Here is a 15,061-nt window from a genome sequence, read left to right as displayed (position 1 = left end):
TCAGTCCAGGACGTCGGCGAGGTCGTAGGCCGAGACGGTCTCGAGCTGCTCGTACGTGCACGAGCGCGGGTCGCGGTCGGGCCGCCACCGCTCGAACTGCACGGTGTGCCGGAAGCGCCAGCCCTCGAGCTGGTCGTAGCGCACCTCGAGCACGCGCTCGGGGCGCAGCTTCACGAACGACGAGTCGGCGCGCTGCGACTGGAACCGCGACTTCTCGCCCTCGCTTCGGACGATCTCGCCGTCCTCGTCGCGCTCGACCAGCGGAGCCAGCTCGTCGATGAGCTCCAGTCGCCGCTTGTCGCTCCATGCCGCGACGCCGCCGACCGGCAGCAGCGTCCCGTCATCGCCGTAGAGGCCGACCAGGAGCGAGCCGACCCCCTGACCGGACTTGTGGATGCGGTACCCCAGTGCCACGACGTCGGCCGTGCGCGCGTGCTTGATCTTGAACATCGCCCTCTTGTTGGGCGCGTACGGCTGTGCCAGGGGCTTGGCGACGACGCCGTCGAGGCCCGCGCCTTCGAACTCGGCGAGCCAGCGGCGGGCGACGGCGGGGTCCTCGGTGGTCCGCGTGACGTGCACGGGATGCGGCACATCTCCGAGGAGGTCGACGAGCTCGGCGCGCCGCACCGCGAACGGCTCGTCCATGAGATCCCGGTCGCCGCGAGCGAGGAGATCGAACGCGATGAACATCGCCGGGGTCTGCTCGGCCAGCATGTTGACGCGGGATGCCGCGGGATGGATCCGCTGCGAGAGCGACTCCCAGTCCAGCCGCTGATCGCCGGGCTTGCCGGCGGGCACGACGACCTCACCGTCGATCAGGCACGGTTCGGGAAGAAGCCGGCCGAACGCCTCGACGAGCTCGGGGAAGTACCGCGTGAGCGGCTTGGCGCCACGCGAGCCGATCTCGACGTTCCGGCCGTCCCATGACACCAGGCCCCGGAAGCCGTCCCACTTCGGCTCGAAGCTCAGACCGCCGGGCGTCCTGGCCGGATCCGGGATGTCGGGCACGGACTTGGCGAGCATCGGCGCGGGGATCTCGTACGGCATGGGTCCATCCTGCCGTGCCGCACCGACGCGGTGCAGGCCCGAGCGCGGACGTCAGGCCGTCGAAGCAGCGGTGTACAGCGCCGCCGCCTCGGCGCGGTTGGCCGCACCGATCTTCGCGAGGATCGCCGAGACGTGCACGGACGCTGTCTTCGGGCTGATGAACAGTCGCCGGCCGATCTGCGGGTTCGTCAGCCCCTCGGCGACGAGTTCGAGCACCTGCATCTCCCGCGGCGTGAGCGTGGCGAGGGGGCTCGCTCCCGAGGTCGCCGCGGGAGCCGCTTCTTCGGGCGAGAGACCCGCCTGCCCGGCGATCCAGCGTGCGCGGCGTGCCACGAGCGCGGCTCCCTGCGCGGGAGCCTCGGCGGTGACGCGATCCAGCAGGGCGGCCGCTTCGCCGCGCCGCCCGCTCGCGATGAGGGCGGCGGCCAGCTGGCAGCGGGCGACGTGGCGGTACCAGACCGGCATGCCGCCGGTCTCCACCGCTGCGACGACGGCCCGCCAGCGCGTCGCACGGCCGACGGGATCGGCGCCCTCATCGGCCAGCCATGCCCGCACGAAGCCGGCGACGACCGGCACGCAGCCGCGCTCCGGCCACGAGGACGTCTCGGCGGCCAGCCGCCGGCGGATGGCGGCATCTGTCCGTTCGTCCACCAGCGTCGCAGCGGCCACCGTCGCGTGCCGGCGCAGCACCGGCGGCGCGGTGCCGTCGATGATCTCGACGAGGCTCTGCAGCGCGGCGGCTCGTTCGCCCGGCTCCCACAACGCCTCGGGGTCGACTGCCCGCGGTGCGTGTCGATCGGTCGTCCACCACCCGCGTTTGCCGTGCTCGGCGTGCTCCAGTGCGTCGATGTCCTCCTGCTCGGCGGCCACGACGTCCTCGTAGCCGTTCGGCTGGTCGGCCCACGCGGCGTGCACGGCGACCATGCGCGCGACGGTCGCCCTCGAGGCGCGCTGACCGAAGCGTCGCGCACGGCGCGCGTAGCGCAGCGCCGCATCCGGGCGGCCCGCGGCGAACAGGGCGTGGGCGAGCGGCAGCGCCACAGAGGATCCCGGGCCGCGCTCCATCCCGGCGCGGACGGCATCCGCGTACAGCCGCTCTCCCACGAGCGCTGCCTCGTCGTACCGGCCGAGCCTGGCCAGCAGGTCGACGTATGCGGTCCCGGCGTACGCGCGCGCAGGCAGGTCGAGCGTCAGGCCCATCGCCCGCTCGAGCGGCTCCAGTGCGGACGGCTCGTCGTCCTCGTCCTCGTCGCGCCGCCACGACTCGACGGTCAGCGCCACCGCCAGCGCGGCGTCGTCGCCGGCCGCCTCGGCGATCCCGATCGCGAGCTCGGCGTGCTCGGCGGCGAACGGCCCGTGCGCATCGATGGCGAGGTTCGAATGGATCCGGGACAGCAGGGCGAGCGCCCGTGGGTCGTCGCTTCCCTCGAGCAGCGCGATCGCCTCGTCGAGGTCCTCCCGCCGGTTGCGGTGCTCGCTGTTGAAGACCTGCACGAACCTCTGCCGCAGCAGCGCCGCACGGGTGAGCGCGTCGTCGGGACCCTCGGTGAGGCCCTCGTTGGCCGAGCGCAGGGCGCGCTCGGCATCACCCAGGTCGTGCCAGGCCAGGGCTGCGTCCAGGTGCAGGCGGGGAAGCGTCGTGCCGGACCGCCTGTCGGCATCGGGCACCTGGTGCCACAGCTCGGTCAGTCGCTCGATGAGCTTGACCGAGGTCGCCGGCGAGTATGCCGTGCTGCGGGACCGCGCCAGCGCCTCAACGGTCGCGTCGAAGGCCGCGGTCAGATCGCGCGCCGCCAGCCAGTGTTCGGCGATGGCCGAGGCGTCCTCGGGTGAGTCGGCGCGATGGGCGGTGAGGTGCTCGGCGTACCGCCGGTGCACGCGCACGCGCTCGCTCGGCAGCATCTCGGCGTGGACCGCCTCCTGCGTGAGCGCGTGCCGGAACGTGTAGCCGGCGCCCTCCGTCAGGACCACGCGCGCGTCGATGGCCTCGCGCAGCGCGAGATCGAGTGCATGGTCGTCCAGACCCGACACGGCCGCGAGCACGTCGTGATCGGTGTGCATGCCGCCCGCGGCCATCACCCGCACCGTCTCCTGAGCGGCATCGCTCACGCGCAGGTAGCGTGCCAGCACCAGGTCCCGCAGCGAATCCGGCAGGCCGGCGTCGCCGAGATCGACGAGCTCCTCCACCAGGAACGGGATGCCGCCGCTGCGATCGGCGAGCGCCGGAAGGCGCCGCTGATCCAGCGTCGGTGCGAGCTGCGCCACCTGCTCGGCGACCTCCTCGGGCGAGAGCGGCTCGAGATCCACGCGGATGATCGCGCGCATCCGGTCGAGCTCGGCGAGCACCGGACGCAGCGGGTGGAAGCGGTCGATGTCGTCGGACCGGTACGTGGCGACCATCGTGAGGTGGCGTCCTCGCAGCGCACCGGCGAGGGTCTTCAGCAGCGCCATCGTCGAGGCATCCGCCCACTGCAGGTCCTCGATCACGATGACCAGGTGGCGCTCGTGTGACAGCCGCTCGAGGACGAGCTCGATGGCTTCGGCGAACTCGCCGGGCATCTCATGGGAGTGCGCCGACTCCTCGGCGATGTCGGGCACGAGCGCGGCGAGGCTCGCGAGGGCCGCGTCCGACCCTGCCGCAGCGCGCAGCGCGCTGGAGCCGACGCAGGCGTGCAGGTCGCGCAGCACGCGGCGCACCGGGCCGAACGGCGCGCCGATGGGACCCAGATCGACGCATTGCCCGACCGCCACGACGACCGGAGCGTCACCGTGGCGCGCGGTCGCCTCGCCCAGGAACTCGTGCACCAGCCGGGTCTTGCCGATGCCGGCTTCACCTCGCACGATCACCGTCCGCGGGCGCCCGGCCGCGCCGTCGGCGAACGCGTCGAGAAGCGCGCCCAGCTCACGGTCGCGACCGACCATGCGAGGGCTCGACGCCAGTGCGGGCATGGTCATATGGTCGCACCTTCCCGTTCGCCCGAGGTGGTGCGCGGCGATCGTGCGCCCGCCGGCGTCGTGGCGCGGCGGCTCGCTCCGGTGCTCATGACGACGGGCCCGCCAGCGCGAAGGCCGTCGGCTTCTCGGCCGGCGTGGGAGGCGCGGCCGGCTCGAGCGGTGTCGCGACGCGCGCGGCCGAATTCGCAGCGGGGTCCGAAGCCGGCCGGCGCTCGGCGAGGGCTCGGCGGCGCTCCGCGAGAGCCACGAGGCGCGCGTTCTCGCGATCCAGGTCGGCGAAGCGCTGCTGCGCGAGGCGCATGGCGGCGAAAGTCGTGGCATCCATGGTGGTCGCTCCTGTCCCCGACGCTCTGCCGTCGGACAGGGACGACTCTCCTCGCTGAGACCCGGTCACCCCATCGGGCGAATGCCCTATTCCGGGGACGAAGCCGCCCTATTTCGGCGGTCCGCGATACGGGTCACGTCACCGCCGGGGGCTTCGGTCGCGCCCACCGGGCCGGCGTCCTCGGTCCATCCCACACCTGGACCGCTCCCCACGCGGCCGCCGCGATCGGCACGGCTAGCACGGCGCCGACGATGCCGCCGAGGACGGTGCCCACGGTCAGGGCGACGAGGATGACGAACGCATGCAGCTTCATCGACCGGCCCATGAGGAAGGGCTGCAGGAAGTTGCCCTCCAGCTGGTTGACGAGCACCACGACGCCGACGACGAACAGCGCGTTCACCCAGCCGTTGGCCACGAGCGCGACGAGGGCCGCGATGATGCCGGCGAGGGTCGCGCCGACGATCGGGATGAAGGCCAGGAGGAACACCAGGACCGCGAGCGGAATGGCCAGCGGCACCTGAAGGATCAGCAGACCGACGAGGATGCCGACGGCGTCCACGAGCGCCACGGTCGCCGTGCCGCGCACATACGAGCCCAGCACGCCCACCGTCTTGTCGCCGATGCGGCGCGCCCGCCGGTAGTGCTCGCCGCGGAAGGGCCGCAGCAGGAACTCCCACATCTGCGGTCCGTCCTTGAGGAAGAAGAACAGGATGGTGACCATGAGGACGAACCCGGTCACGAAGTTGGCCACCGCCCCGACGCCCGCCAGCGCCCCCGAGCCGAACTGCGCGCTGGTGAGGAAGTCCAGCACGCCGGTCTGCCACTCGTTCAGCTGCTCCGGCGTCGGCGCGAACGGGAGGGTCTGCACCCACGCGATGACGTGATCGATGCCGTCCAGCGCCTGCGCGTACAGCTCATCCCACTGGTCGCGCACCGCCCAGACGATGAGCCAGCCGATCCCGGTCAGCAGCACCACGATCCCGAGGAGCGTGAGGAAGGTCGCCAGCAGCGAAGGGATGCCCCGGCGCCGCATCCAGTTCATCACCGGCGCGAAGGCGCACGCGAGGATGAGCGCGATGGTGAGCGGGATCGTGACGAGCGTCAGCTGGCGGATGGCGTAGATGATGCCCGCGGCCACGGTCACCACGACGATGATTTGGATCGCACGGACGGCGAGCTTGCCGAAGCCGTCGGTCCACAGGCTCCACGGCGGACGGGTGGCGGACGGCTCGACAGCCTGCGACTCGAGCCGGACGGTCTGCGGGTCCTTGCGGAACAGTCCCATGGTGGAAGGCTAGCGCCGCGTCGCCCGGCAGCGCGGGGCGCGGCCGCGCGTCGGCTTGTCTGCTAGGTGTGGGGTCCGCTAGGCGAACGCGCTCATGCCGGTGATGTCGCGTCCGATCAGCAGCGCCTGCACGCTCTCGGTGCCCTCGTACGTGTGGATCGCCTCGATGTCGGCCAGGTGCTGCATGACCCCGTTCTCGAGGAGGATCCCGTTGCCGCCGAGCAGATCCCGTGCTGCGGCGGCGATCCGGCGTGCCGCGCGGGTGTTGTGATACTTCGCGAGGGATGCCTGGGTCGGCCGCAGCTGCCCGGATGCCTCGAGGTCGGCGAGGTGCCGGCAGTACAGCTGCATGGCCGTGAGCTCCTCGAGCATCTGCGCCAGGCGCTCCTGCACCATCTGGAACCTCGCCAGCGGCTTGCCGAACTGGATCCGCTGCTGCGCGTACGACAGGGCCGCCTCGTAGCACGCCGTGGCGTGCCCCAGCGCGGACCAGGCGACCCCGGATCGCGTGGAGTACAGCACGGTCGAGGCATCCTTGAAGCTCCTGGTCCCGGGGAGGACGGCCTCCAGCGGCAGCCGGACGCCGTCGAGGGCGATGTGGGCCTGGTGGATGCCGCGAAGCGACGCCTTCCCGGTGATGACGGTGCCGGTGTAGCCCGGGGTGTCCTGTTCGACGAGGAAGCAGCGCACCGCGCCGTGCTCCGGTGCCCCGGGGTCGTCGATGCGCGCCCACACGAACGTGATGCCCCCGGACGCACCGTTGCCGATCCACTTCTTGGTGCCGTCGAGCACCCAGGAGTCGCCGTCGCGGCGGGCGACGGTGTCGAGCGAGACGGAGTCCGAGCCGTGATCGGGCTCGGTGAGAGCGAAGGCTGCGGGCGCCTCGCCGCGGGCGACCGGCCTGAGCCAGCGCGCCTGCTGGTCGGGGCTGCCGAAGAGCGCGAGCGTCCGGAGGGCCAGCCCACCCTGCACGGCGACCACGGTGCCGAGGGACCCGTCGCCGCGGGACACCTCCATGTTGACCAGGCCGGCCGCGAGCGGCGAGAAGCGGGTCAGCGCGGGGTGATCGATCCCGTCGTTGAAGAGGTCCAGCGCGCCCATCCTCATCGCGAGCTCCAGCGGGTACTCCGCGCGGTCCCAGGCCTCCTGCATGCGAGGGCCGACCTCGTCGATGTAGGCCTGCGCGCGCTCCCAGACCGCGCGATCCTCGGCGGGGATGTCGGCGAAGACCGCGTAGTAGTCGGTGCCGAGGCGACCGGTCACCTCGTAGCCGGGAACGCTCTGACCGGGACGGGACTGGAACTCGGTCACGATGGTGCTCCTCGGCGACTCGGCGGCGTGGCATCCCATCGTACTGGAACTGGATGTCGCGTCACGCAGGACTGGGTCCCACGGTGTCGCTCACGGAACGAAGAGCGAGATCGTCTCGGCGACGAGCGCCGGCCGCGCGGAGCCCTCGATCTCGACCGTCGTCCGCAGCGTCGTCCGATAGCCCTGCGCTGCGACCTCGACCGCGGCGATCTCGGTCACCGCGCGCACGCGGGAGCCGACGACGACCGGCTGCAGGAACCGGACCCGGTCGAGCCCGTAGTTGACGATCATCGCGGTGCCGTCGACCCGCAGCAGCTGCCGCACCAGATGGGGCAGCAGCGACAGGGTGAGGTACCCGTGCGCGATGGGGGCGGCGAAGGGACCGGATGCCGCGCGCCGGGCATCCACGTGGATCCACTGGCGGTCCTCGGTCGCCTCGGCGAACAGCGCCACGCGGTCCTGCTCGATCGCGAACCACTCGCCGGTCGCGGACCTGCCGATCGCACCGGGCAGCGCGTCGGGGGAGGGCAGGTCGATCGTCATGCGCGCGGGCCGCCCGCGACGTACAGCACCTGACCCGAGACGAAGCCGGCCCCCTCGCTGCAGAAGAACGCCACGGCGGCGGCGACGTCGTCAGGGGTGCCGGCCCGCTGCACCGGGATCTCGGCGGCGCGGGCGGTGATGAACTCCTCGAGCGGGGTGCCCAGACGCTCCGCCGTCGCGCGCGTCATGTCGGTCACGATGAAGCCGGGGGCCACCGCGTTCGCCGTCACGCCGAAGCGCCCGAGCTCCAGCGCGAGGGTCTTCGTGAACCCCTGCATGCCGGCCTTGGCGGCGGCGTAGTTCGCCTGGCCGCGGTTGCCGAGGGCGGACGTGCTCGACAGGTTCACGATGCGGCCCCACCCCGCGCGCACCTGGTGCTCCTGCACGGCGCGCGCCATGAGGAAGGCGCCGCGCAGATGCACCGCCATCACGGCGTCCCAGTCGTCCTCGGTCATCCTGAACAGCAGGTTGTCGCGGATGATCCCGGCGTTGTTGACGAGGATCGTCGGTGCCTCGAGCTGCTCGACGACCTGCGCCACGGCGGCCTCGACGGACGCCGCGTCCGAGACGTCCGCACCCAGGGCGATCGCCCGCCCGCCGGCATCCGTGATGGCCTGCACGGTGCCGGCGCAGTGGGCGGCGTCGAGATCGAGGACGGCGACGGCATGGCCGTCGGCGGCGAGGCGTCGGGCGGTCGCGGCGCCGATCCCGCGGGCGGCGCCGGTCACGATGGCGGTCCTGGTCATGGGACTCCCTTCCATGGCGTTCGCGCGAGCGGATCCGGCGGCGACCCCCGACGTCAGTCGTCGAGATGTTCGCGCAGCCGGCGCGCGACCTCGGCGGTCGGCATCCCGCGCGGGAAGACGGCCACGACGACATCGTCGCGGCCGGGAGCGCGGGCGTCGTCCGGCAGCACGCCGAACCGACGCCGCGCGTCGTCGAGGGCGGTGCGCAGCACCGAGACCGGCACCTTCTTCGGGCCGCGCAGCAGCCGGCGCAGCACGTGGTTGTGGACCGCCGTCACGAGAGCCGAGAACCCGACCGCGTCCAGCGGGTCCAGCCCCGGCAGCGACGCCCGCAGATACTCGTCGAACAGGCGCTCGTACCGGAAGACGGTCACGATCTCCCGCTCCCGCAGCGCCGGCACGCCCCGCACGACGGCGTAGCGGCGCCGCGCGAGCTCGGGGTCGGCGGCGAAGTGCGTGTAGACGAGGAGGGATGCCTCGCAGACGGCCGCCCAGGGGTCCTCATGCGGCTGCGCCAGGAAGAGCCGAAGGCGGTCCAGCAGCAGCTCGTGGTCGGTGAAGACCACGTCCTCCTTCCCGCCGAACTGCCGGAAGAACGTCGAGCGGGAGACACCGGCGGCCCGCGCGATCTGCTCGACCGACGTCTGATCGAACCCCTGCTCGGCGAACAGCTCGAGCGCGGCGGCCACCACGGCGGAGCGCGCGGCGTGCGGAGCGGAGGCGGCAGCGGTGTCGGACATCTCGGGGAGAGCCTAGCCGTCGGGCCGGTCCCCGTCGGAGAGGCTCGAGCGTCGGTAGTAGGCTGGGGCACTGGTCGATATCTCGACGTCGAGACGCTTCTGCGTCATCCCACCCCATTCGCTACAGCGAAGGAATGCACTGTGGATCTGTACGAGTACCAGGCACGCGATCTGTTCGAGAAGTACGAGGTGCCGGTGCTCGCCGGCATCGTCGCCGACACCCCGGACCAGGTCCGCGCGGCCGCCGAGAAGCTCGGTGGCGTCGTCGTCGTGAAGGCTCAGGTCAAGACCGGTGGTCGCGGCAAGGCCGGCGGCGTCAAGGTCGCCAAGACGCCCGACGAGGCCTACGAGGCCGCGAAGGCGATCCTGGGCCTGGACATCAAGGGCCATGTCGTCAAGCGCGTCATGGTCGCGGCGGGCGCCCGCATCGCCAAGGAGTACTACTTCTCGGTGCTGCTGGACCGCGCCAACCGCTCCTATCTGTCGCTGTGCTCCGTCGAAGGCGGCATGGAGATCGAGCAGCTCGCCGTGGAGAAGCCCGAGGCCCTGGCCCGCATCGACGTGAACCCGGGGACGGGCATCGACAAGGCGAAGGCCGTCGAGATCGCCGAGGCCGCAGGCTTCGACCCCGAACTGGTCGACAAGGTCAGCGACGTCTTCGTCAAGCTCTACAACGTCTACAAGAGCGAGGACGCCACCCTCGTCGAGGTGAACCCGCTGATCCTCTCGGAGGACGGCGAGATCATCGCCCTCGACGGCAAGGTCACCCTCGACGACAACGCGGAGTTCCGCCACCCCGGTCACGCGCTGCTCGAGGACGCGTCGGCCACGGACCCGCTCGAGGCCAAGGCCAAGGAGAACGACCTCAACTACGTCAAGCTCGACGGCGAGGTGGGCATCATCGGCAACGGCGCGGGCCTGGTCATGTCGACCCTCGACGTCGTCGCCTACGCCGGTGAGAACCACGGTGGCGTGAAGCCGGCCAACTTCCTCGACATCGGCGGCGGCGCCTCGGCCGAGGTCATGGCCGCGGGCCTGGACGTCATCCTCGGCGACCCGCAGGTCAAGAGCGTGTTCGTCAACGTCTTCGGTGGCATCACCGCGTGCGACGCCGTCGCCAAGGGCATCGTCGGGGCGCTGGCCGAGCTGGGCTCCACGGCATCGAAGCCGCTGGTCGTGCGCCTGGACGGCAACCGCGTCGAGGAGGGCCGCAAGATCCTCCAGGACGCCAACCACCCGCTGGTGACCCTCGCCGCCACGATGGACGAGGGCGCCGACAAGGCGGCCGAACTGGCCAACGCCTGAGCCCGGAAGGAACCAAGCATGTCGATCTTTCTTGACAAGAACTCCAAGGTCATCGTCCAGGGCATCACGGGCGGCGAGGGCACCAAGCACACCGCGCTCATGCTGAAGGCCGGAACCAACGTCGTCGGCGGCGTCAACGCCCGCAAGGCCGGCACCACCGTCCTGCACAAGGACAAGGACGGCAACGCCGTCGAGCTGCCGGTCTTCGCCTCGGTCGCCGAGGCGATGGAGCAGACCGGTGCCGACGTGTCGATCGCGTTCGTCCCCGCGGCCTTCACCAAGGCGGCGATGGTCGAGGCCATCGACGCGGAGATCCCGCTCCTCGTCGTCATCACCGAGGGCGTGCCGGTGGGCGACACCGCGGAGGCGTGGGCGCACGCCACGGCCAAGGGCAACAAGACCCGCATCATCGGACCGAACTGCCCGGGCATCATCACCCCCGACGAGTCGCTCGTCGGCATCACGCCCGCCAACATCACGGGGAAGGGCCCGATCGGCCTCGTCTCGAAGTCGGGCACCCTGACGTATCAGATGATGTACGAGCTGCGCGACCTGGGCTTCTCCACCGCGATCGGGATCGGCGGCGACCCCATCATCGGCACGACGCACATCGACGCACTCGCGGCCTTCGAGGCCGACCCCGAGACCAAGGCGATCGTGATGATCGGCGAGATCGGCGGCGATGCCGAGGAGCGTGCGGCCGACTTCATCAAGGCCAACGTCACCAAGCCCGTCGTGGGCTACGTCGCCGGCTTCACCGCCCCCGAGGGGAAGACGATGGGCCACGCCGGTGCGATCGTCTCCGGCTCGGCCGGCACGGCGCAGGCGAAGAAGGAGGCCCTCGAGGCCGCCGGCGTCAAGGTCGGCAAGACGCCGTCCGAGACGGCCGCGCTCATGCGCGAGATCATCGAGTCGCTGTAACCCCGCGACCGCGAAGAGCGGATGCCGCACCCCTCGCCGGGCGCGGCATCCGCTCTCGTCGTTCTCAGCTCTGCGTCGGCGTCCCGCCGAATCGGGCCACGACGCTCGAGCGCGACGGATCCTCGCTGGCCAGCACACCGCCGTTGGCGACGAAGTCGGCCGCTACCTCCTCGAACATGATCCGCACATCCTGCTGCCGCGCGCCCAGGGCCTCGACCGCCGCACGGGTGACCTCCTCGGCGAAGCGGCGCCGCTGGTCGACGGTGCGGCCGGGAAGCAGTTCGACTCTGATGTTCGGCATGACGTGATCTCCCGTTCCGCCGGCGCGGCGGCCGGGTGCGCGCCAGCCTAGCGAAAGGCGTGTCACGGTCGGGATTCGGCGTCGCCGACGCGCTTAGGGTGGGATCATGCCGCTGACCGGAGAGTACATCCCGTCCACTGCCGAATGGGCCCGCAAGCAGGCGGAGGCGTTCGAATCCTCCGACGGCCAGCGGGCCAACACGCTGCGGGGCGTCCCGATCGTCGTCCTCACCACGGTGGGGGCCAAGACCCGGGCGCTGCGCAAGACCGCCCTCATGCGCATCGAGCACGAAGGCCGCTATGTCGTGGTCGCGTCGGCGGGCGGTGCGCCGGACGAACCGAAGTGGGCCGAGAACATGCGTCGGCACCCGCACGTGGAGCTGCAGGACGGCCCCGACAAGCGCGACTACGACGCCCGCGAGCTCAGTGGCGACGAACGCGCCGAGTGGTGGGAGCGCGCCGCGGCGGTGTGGCCCGATTACGACGAGTACCAGAAGCGCACCGACCGGCGGATCGCGCTCTTCCTGCTCGAGCCCCGCGCGCGCTGATCCGCCGACGCGGTCCGGATGTGAGCGGCCCGCGCGCACGGCACCCCTAGACTTCCCCGCGAGAGGGGCGGTGTGAGCGGGGAGCTGCGCAGCGAGGCGAAGGCGCGTCGGTGGGAGATCGCCGGGGCGCTGCTCGGCGGTGCGCTCACGGTGGCCTTCGTCACCCTCGCGGCCGCTGCCGCGGTCCCGCCGTCTCTGGCGAACCTCGCCAGCGAGGTCTCGGACGGTATCACGCCGGTCGCGATCGCGGATCGGGCCGAGGTCGTCGTGCCCGCTGACTGGATCGTGATCCGCGACGGCGCCGACGCCCTCAGCGTCCGGACGCCGGACGGCGCGCTGCACGCGCGCCTGGATGTCGTGACGGCCGACGCCGCCGCCGTCGTCGCCGGCGACGAGCACGCCGGCGGGCCCGCGCGCTCGGAGACGCTGGCTTCGGGGATGACGGTCGTGCATGTGGACACCCCGGACGGGATGCTCGCCGCCGTGTCGAACCACCTCGGTGCGGAGAGCGTCCGCGTGAGAGTGACGATGGCCGACGGCGAGGCGGAGAGCCTCGCAGCCTATCGGCCCGCCGTCGGCGATCTCCTGGAAGGGATCCGGGCGTGAGAACGCCCCGTCCCGCGGCCCTGGCTCTCGCGGCGGCGGGTGTCGTCCTCACCGCGTGCGCGCCGGCTGCTCGCGCCGACTGGATGCCGCCCGCCTGGCCCTCCGGCATCGTCCACACGGTGGACGCGCCGCTCGCGCTCGCCATGGAGGGCGGCGGTCCGCACGCCCGCGCGACCTCGGGCCTGCGCATCCGCAACGACGCCGTCGGGATCCAGGTGCGGGCCGCGCTCCTGCCGCATACCGCCACCACCGCGCCGTTCAACGACAGGATCCTGCAGCTCGTGCGCAGCGCGATCGATGACCGGGTGGAAGCATCCGGCTCCCCGTACACCCCCGCGGCGCTGCCCGCCGGTGCCGGGATGGCCGCGCGCCGCTGCGTGCCGGGCAGTACGCAACGGGATGCCGCGGATCTGCTCGGCTCCGCCGAGTTCGGGCCGGCCGCCGGGCGCGGCACGGCGGTGCTGTGCGACGTCGTTGCGGCATCCGGTCCGTTCTTCGGCGAGCGCATGCGCGTGGTCGCCGGCGGACCGGAGGGCGTCACCGCCGACGCCACCACCATCGTCTACACCGACACCTCGACCGGCGAGGTTTCCTCCGCCGACCAGCTGTGGGCGGAGGGCGCCGCCCAGACGCTGAGCGCCGACATCGTCGAGGCGCTGCGCCGCGACGCCGGTGCCCTCACGAAGCGCCCTGCCTCGGCCGGCGACGACGCCCAGCTGGCGGCGGTGGAAGCGGCTCTGGCGACGACCGTGCCGACTGCCGACAGTCTGGTCATCACCGTCGCCGCCGGCTTCGTCGCGCCCGAGCTCGCGGCGCTCGGGGTCGCCGCCACCGAGGAGCCCATGACGCTCGCCGTGCCGAACGAGGTGGCACAGGAGCTGGTGTCGCCGTTCGGCAGGCGGCTGATCGCCGCGGCCGCCCAGGACTACACCGGGCCGTCCCTGGCACCGGCCGGCGCGCGGACTGTCGACTGCACCCTGGTGCCGTGCGTCGCCGTGACGTACGACGACGGACCGTCGCCCCTGACCGCCGGCATCCTGGACGAGCTGGCCGCGCGAGACGCCGCCGCCACGTTCTACGCGCAGGGCGCGAACGCCGGGCGCTTCCGCGAGGTGCTGGCACGCATGACCCGGGAGGGCCATGAGGTCGCCAATCACACGTGGAACCATCCCCGCCTGCCCGGGCTGACCGCGCAGCAGGTGAGCGCGCAGATCCGCGACACCTCGCGTGCGCTGGAGGCGGCGTCGGGCCAGGCCGTCCGCTCCTTCCGGCCGCCGTACGGGGAGTACGACTCGGCGGTGCTCGCCGCTGCCGGCCTGCCCGCGATCCTGTGGGACGTCGACACGGAGGATTGGCGAGGACCGTCCGATGAGGTCCTCATCCGTCGCGCGGTGGAAGGGCCTCGGGCCGGCTCCATCGTCCTCCAGCACGACGTGCACACGGTGACGGCGCGCACAGCGGGCGCCGTGTACGACGGCCTCCTCGATCGGGGATTCACGCTCGTCACCGTGCGCCAGCTCTTCGGCGGCGAGCCTCCCGCCGCGGGGGCCTGGCGCCGCGCGCCGTGAGATCGCGGTCGGCGCCGGCCCTTGTCTCCCCGCCGGGTGACATACTGCCTCGGTGGCCGACATCGAGATGGCGAGAATCCGCGCCGGCGCCGTGGTGCTTCACGACGCGCGGCGGAAGACCCACCGGAGCGTCGACCTCGCGCCCTTCGAGATCGGCGTGTACCCGGTGACGCAGGAGCAGCTGGCGGAGATCCTGGGCGAGCCCGCAGCTCACCCGCGACGTCCCGCGACCGACGTCAGCTGGCTGCGCGCCATCCGGTTCTGCAACGCCGCCTCCGAGTGGGAAGGGCTCGACCCGGCGTACACCTTCGACGGCGAGGACGTCACGTGGCACCTGGACGCGGACGGCTTCCGCCTGCCCACCGAAGCCGAGTGGGAGCACGCGTGCCGCGCCGGGTCGACGGGACCGCACTACGGCCCGCTGACGGATGTCGCGTGGACGGGCGCGGACGGCGTCACCGCGCCGCAGGAGGTCGGCGGCAAGCATCCGAATCTGTTCGGGCTGTTCGACATGCTCGGCAACGTGTGGGAGTGGTGCTGGGACCTGCTCGACCCAGCCCGCTACGGCGACTACCGGGTCTTCCGCGGCGGCGGCTTCGCCGACGACTCCTGGAGCGTGAGGGCCTCGGTGCGCCGGGGCGGCGCGCCGCGCATGCACCACGACGACGTCGGGTTCCGCGTCGCACGTGGCGGCTTCGACGGAACGGATGCCGCGCAGGGGTGGTCCGCGCGCGCGGACGAGGAGCGCGCCGCGAGCGACGGCCCGGTGCCGCCGGGCTGGACGCCGCGCCGCTGACGGCGGATCGCCGCAACCGCGGACGCGGCGGGGAGCCGCGCGGTGCGCGATTCCCCGCCGCGTCG

15 protein-coding genes are annotated in these 15,061 nt (G+C 72.2%); 6 read left to right on the top strand and 9 right to left on the bottom strand.

Annotation, left to right across the window (positions count from 1 at the left end; translation table 11 throughout):
- The 8 genes from AC5RVZ_RS28650 to AC5RVZ_RS28615 all read right to left on the bottom strand — a co-directional run bounded on the left by AC5RVZ_RS28650 (position 1) and on the right by AC5RVZ_RS28615 (position 8,952).
- Entirely contained in the window at positions 1–1,047 is a 1,047-nt protein-coding gene (locus tag AC5RVZ_RS28650) for an ATP-dependent DNA ligase (RefSeq protein ID WP_494069023.1), read from the bottom strand.
- A gap of 51 nt (positions 1,048–1,098) precedes the next feature.
- On the bottom strand, positions 1,099–4,002 hold the full coding sequence (locus AC5RVZ_RS28645) for a helix-turn-helix transcriptional regulator (protein ID WP_494069022.1): 2,904 nt from the start codon (positions 4,000–4,002) through the stop codon (positions 1,099–1,101).
- An 85-nt stretch (positions 4,003–4,087) separates the two neighbouring features.
- Complete coding sequence (locus AC5RVZ_RS28640) at positions 4,088–4,327, bottom strand: hypothetical protein (RefSeq protein WP_494069021.1); 240 nt, start codon at positions 4,325–4,327, stop codon at positions 4,088–4,090.
- Between the two features lie 133 nt (positions 4,328–4,460).
- Complete coding sequence (locus tag AC5RVZ_RS28635) at positions 4,461–5,612, bottom strand: AI-2E family transporter (protein WP_494069020.1); 1,152 nt, start codon at positions 5,610–5,612, stop codon at positions 4,461–4,463.
- A gap of 78 nt (positions 5,613–5,690) precedes the next feature.
- Positions 5,691–6,923: an acyl-CoA dehydrogenase family protein gene (locus AC5RVZ_RS28630; protein ID WP_494069019.1), complete on the bottom strand. Its 1,233-nt coding sequence runs from the start codon at positions 6,921–6,923 to the stop codon at positions 5,691–5,693.
- Positions 6,924–7,013: 90 nt separating this feature from the next.
- On the bottom strand, positions 7,014–7,466 hold the full coding sequence (locus tag AC5RVZ_RS28625) for a MaoC family dehydratase (protein ID WP_494069018.1): 453 nt from the start codon (positions 7,464–7,466) through the stop codon (positions 7,014–7,016).
- Positions 7,463–8,212, bottom strand: a complete 750-nt coding sequence (locus AC5RVZ_RS28620) for an SDR family oxidoreductase (RefSeq protein WP_494069017.1) — start codon at positions 8,210–8,212, stop codon at positions 7,463–7,465. Before AC5RVZ_RS28620 ends, AC5RVZ_RS28625 begins: the two co-directional genes overlap by 4 nt.
- Before the next feature lie 53 nt (positions 8,213–8,265).
- A complete protein-coding gene (locus tag AC5RVZ_RS28615) occupies positions 8,266–8,952 on the bottom strand; it encodes a TetR family transcriptional regulator (RefSeq protein ID WP_494069016.1) in 687 nt (228 codons plus the stop codon).
- A gap of 141 nt (positions 8,953–9,093) precedes the next feature.
- Between AC5RVZ_RS28615 and sucC the strand changes: the two genes are divergently transcribed.
- Positions 9,094–10,257: an ADP-forming succinate--CoA ligase subunit beta gene (gene sucC, locus AC5RVZ_RS28610; protein WP_494069015.1), complete on the top strand. Its 1,164-nt coding sequence runs from the start codon at positions 9,094–9,096 to the stop codon at positions 10,255–10,257.
- An 18-nt stretch (positions 10,258–10,275) separates the two neighbouring features.
- On the top strand, positions 10,276–11,178 hold the full coding sequence (sucD, locus tag AC5RVZ_RS28605; RefSeq protein WP_494069014.1) for a succinate--CoA ligase subunit alpha: 903 nt from the start codon (positions 10,276–10,278) through the stop codon (positions 11,176–11,178).
- A gap of 64 nt (positions 11,179–11,242) precedes the next feature.
- On the opposite strand, the gene AC5RVZ_RS28600 is transcribed toward sucD, so the two are convergent.
- A complete protein-coding gene (locus tag AC5RVZ_RS28600; RefSeq protein WP_494069013.1) occupies positions 11,243–11,479 on the bottom strand; it encodes a tautomerase family protein in 237 nt (78 codons plus the stop codon).
- 106 nt (positions 11,480–11,585) lie between these two features.
- On the opposite strand from AC5RVZ_RS28600, the gene AC5RVZ_RS28595 reads away from it, so the two are divergent.
- From AC5RVZ_RS28595 to AC5RVZ_RS28580, 4 genes are all read left to right on the top strand, one after another.
- Positions 11,586–12,026: a nitroreductase family deazaflavin-dependent oxidoreductase gene (locus AC5RVZ_RS28595; protein WP_494069012.1), complete on the top strand. Its 441-nt coding sequence runs from the start codon at positions 11,586–11,588 to the stop codon at positions 12,024–12,026.
- Between the two features lie 72 nt (positions 12,027–12,098).
- Complete coding sequence (locus AC5RVZ_RS28590) at positions 12,099–12,632, top strand: hypothetical protein (RefSeq protein WP_494069011.1); 534 nt, start codon at positions 12,099–12,101, stop codon at positions 12,630–12,632.
- The gene (locus AC5RVZ_RS28585) at positions 12,629–14,200 is read left to right on the top strand and encodes a polysaccharide deacetylase family protein (protein ID WP_494069010.1); all 1,572 of its coding nucleotides are present in this window, start codon (positions 12,629–12,631) and stop codon (positions 14,198–14,200) included. Before AC5RVZ_RS28590 ends, AC5RVZ_RS28585 begins: the two co-directional genes overlap by 4 nt.
- A gap of 52 nt (positions 14,201–14,252) precedes the next feature.
- Positions 14,253–14,996, top strand: coding sequence for a formylglycine-generating enzyme family protein (locus AC5RVZ_RS28580; RefSeq protein WP_494069009.1), 744 nt, complete (start codon positions 14,253–14,255; stop codon positions 14,994–14,996).
- Positions 14,997–15,061 lie beyond the last annotated feature (65 nt).

This window comes from Arthrobacter sp. Cza30 (genome assembly GCF_059090765.1).
The sequence above is the reverse complement of the archived record's forward strand: the minus strand, read 5'-3'. Positions and strand labels throughout refer to the sequence as shown.

Bases quoted from the DNA above. Each gene is read 5' to 3' on its own strand.
- AC5RVZ_RS28625 (WP_494069018.1), bottom strand. From the start codon at position 7,466: ATGACGATCGACCTGCCCTCCCCCGACGCGCTGCCCGGTGCGATCGGC.
- sucD (WP_494069014.1), top strand. From the start codon at position 10,276: ATGTCGATCTTTCTTGACAAGAACTCCAAGGTCATCGTCCAGGGCATC.
- AC5RVZ_RS28595 (WP_494069012.1), top strand. From the start codon at position 11,586: ATGCCGCTGACCGGAGAGTACATCCCGTCCACTGCCGAATGGGCCCGC.
- AC5RVZ_RS28600 (WP_494069013.1), bottom strand. From the start codon at position 11,479: ATGCCGAACATCAGAGTCGAACTGCTTCCCGGCCGCACCGTCGACCAG.
- AC5RVZ_RS28620 (WP_494069017.1), bottom strand. From the start codon at position 8,212: ATGACCAGGACCGCCATCGTGACCGGCGCCGCCCGCGGGATCGGCGCC.
- AC5RVZ_RS28645 (WP_494069022.1), bottom strand. From the start codon at position 4,002: ATGACCATGCCCGCACTGGCGTCGAGCCCTCGCATGGTCGGTCGCGAC.
- AC5RVZ_RS28640 (WP_494069021.1), bottom strand. From the start codon at position 4,327: ATGGATGCCACGACTTTCGCCGCCATGCGCCTCGCGCAGCAGCGCTTC.
- AC5RVZ_RS28650 (WP_494069023.1), bottom strand. From the start codon at position 1,047: ATGCCGTACGAGATCCCCGCGCCGATGCTCGCCAAGTCCGTGCCCGAC.
- AC5RVZ_RS28635 (WP_494069020.1), bottom strand. From the start codon at position 5,612: ATGGGACTGTTCCGCAAGGACCCGCAGACCGTCCGGCTCGAGTCGCAG.
- AC5RVZ_RS28615 (WP_494069016.1), bottom strand. From the start codon at position 8,952: ATGTCCGACACCGCTGCCGCCTCCGCTCCGCACGCCGCGCGCTCCGCC.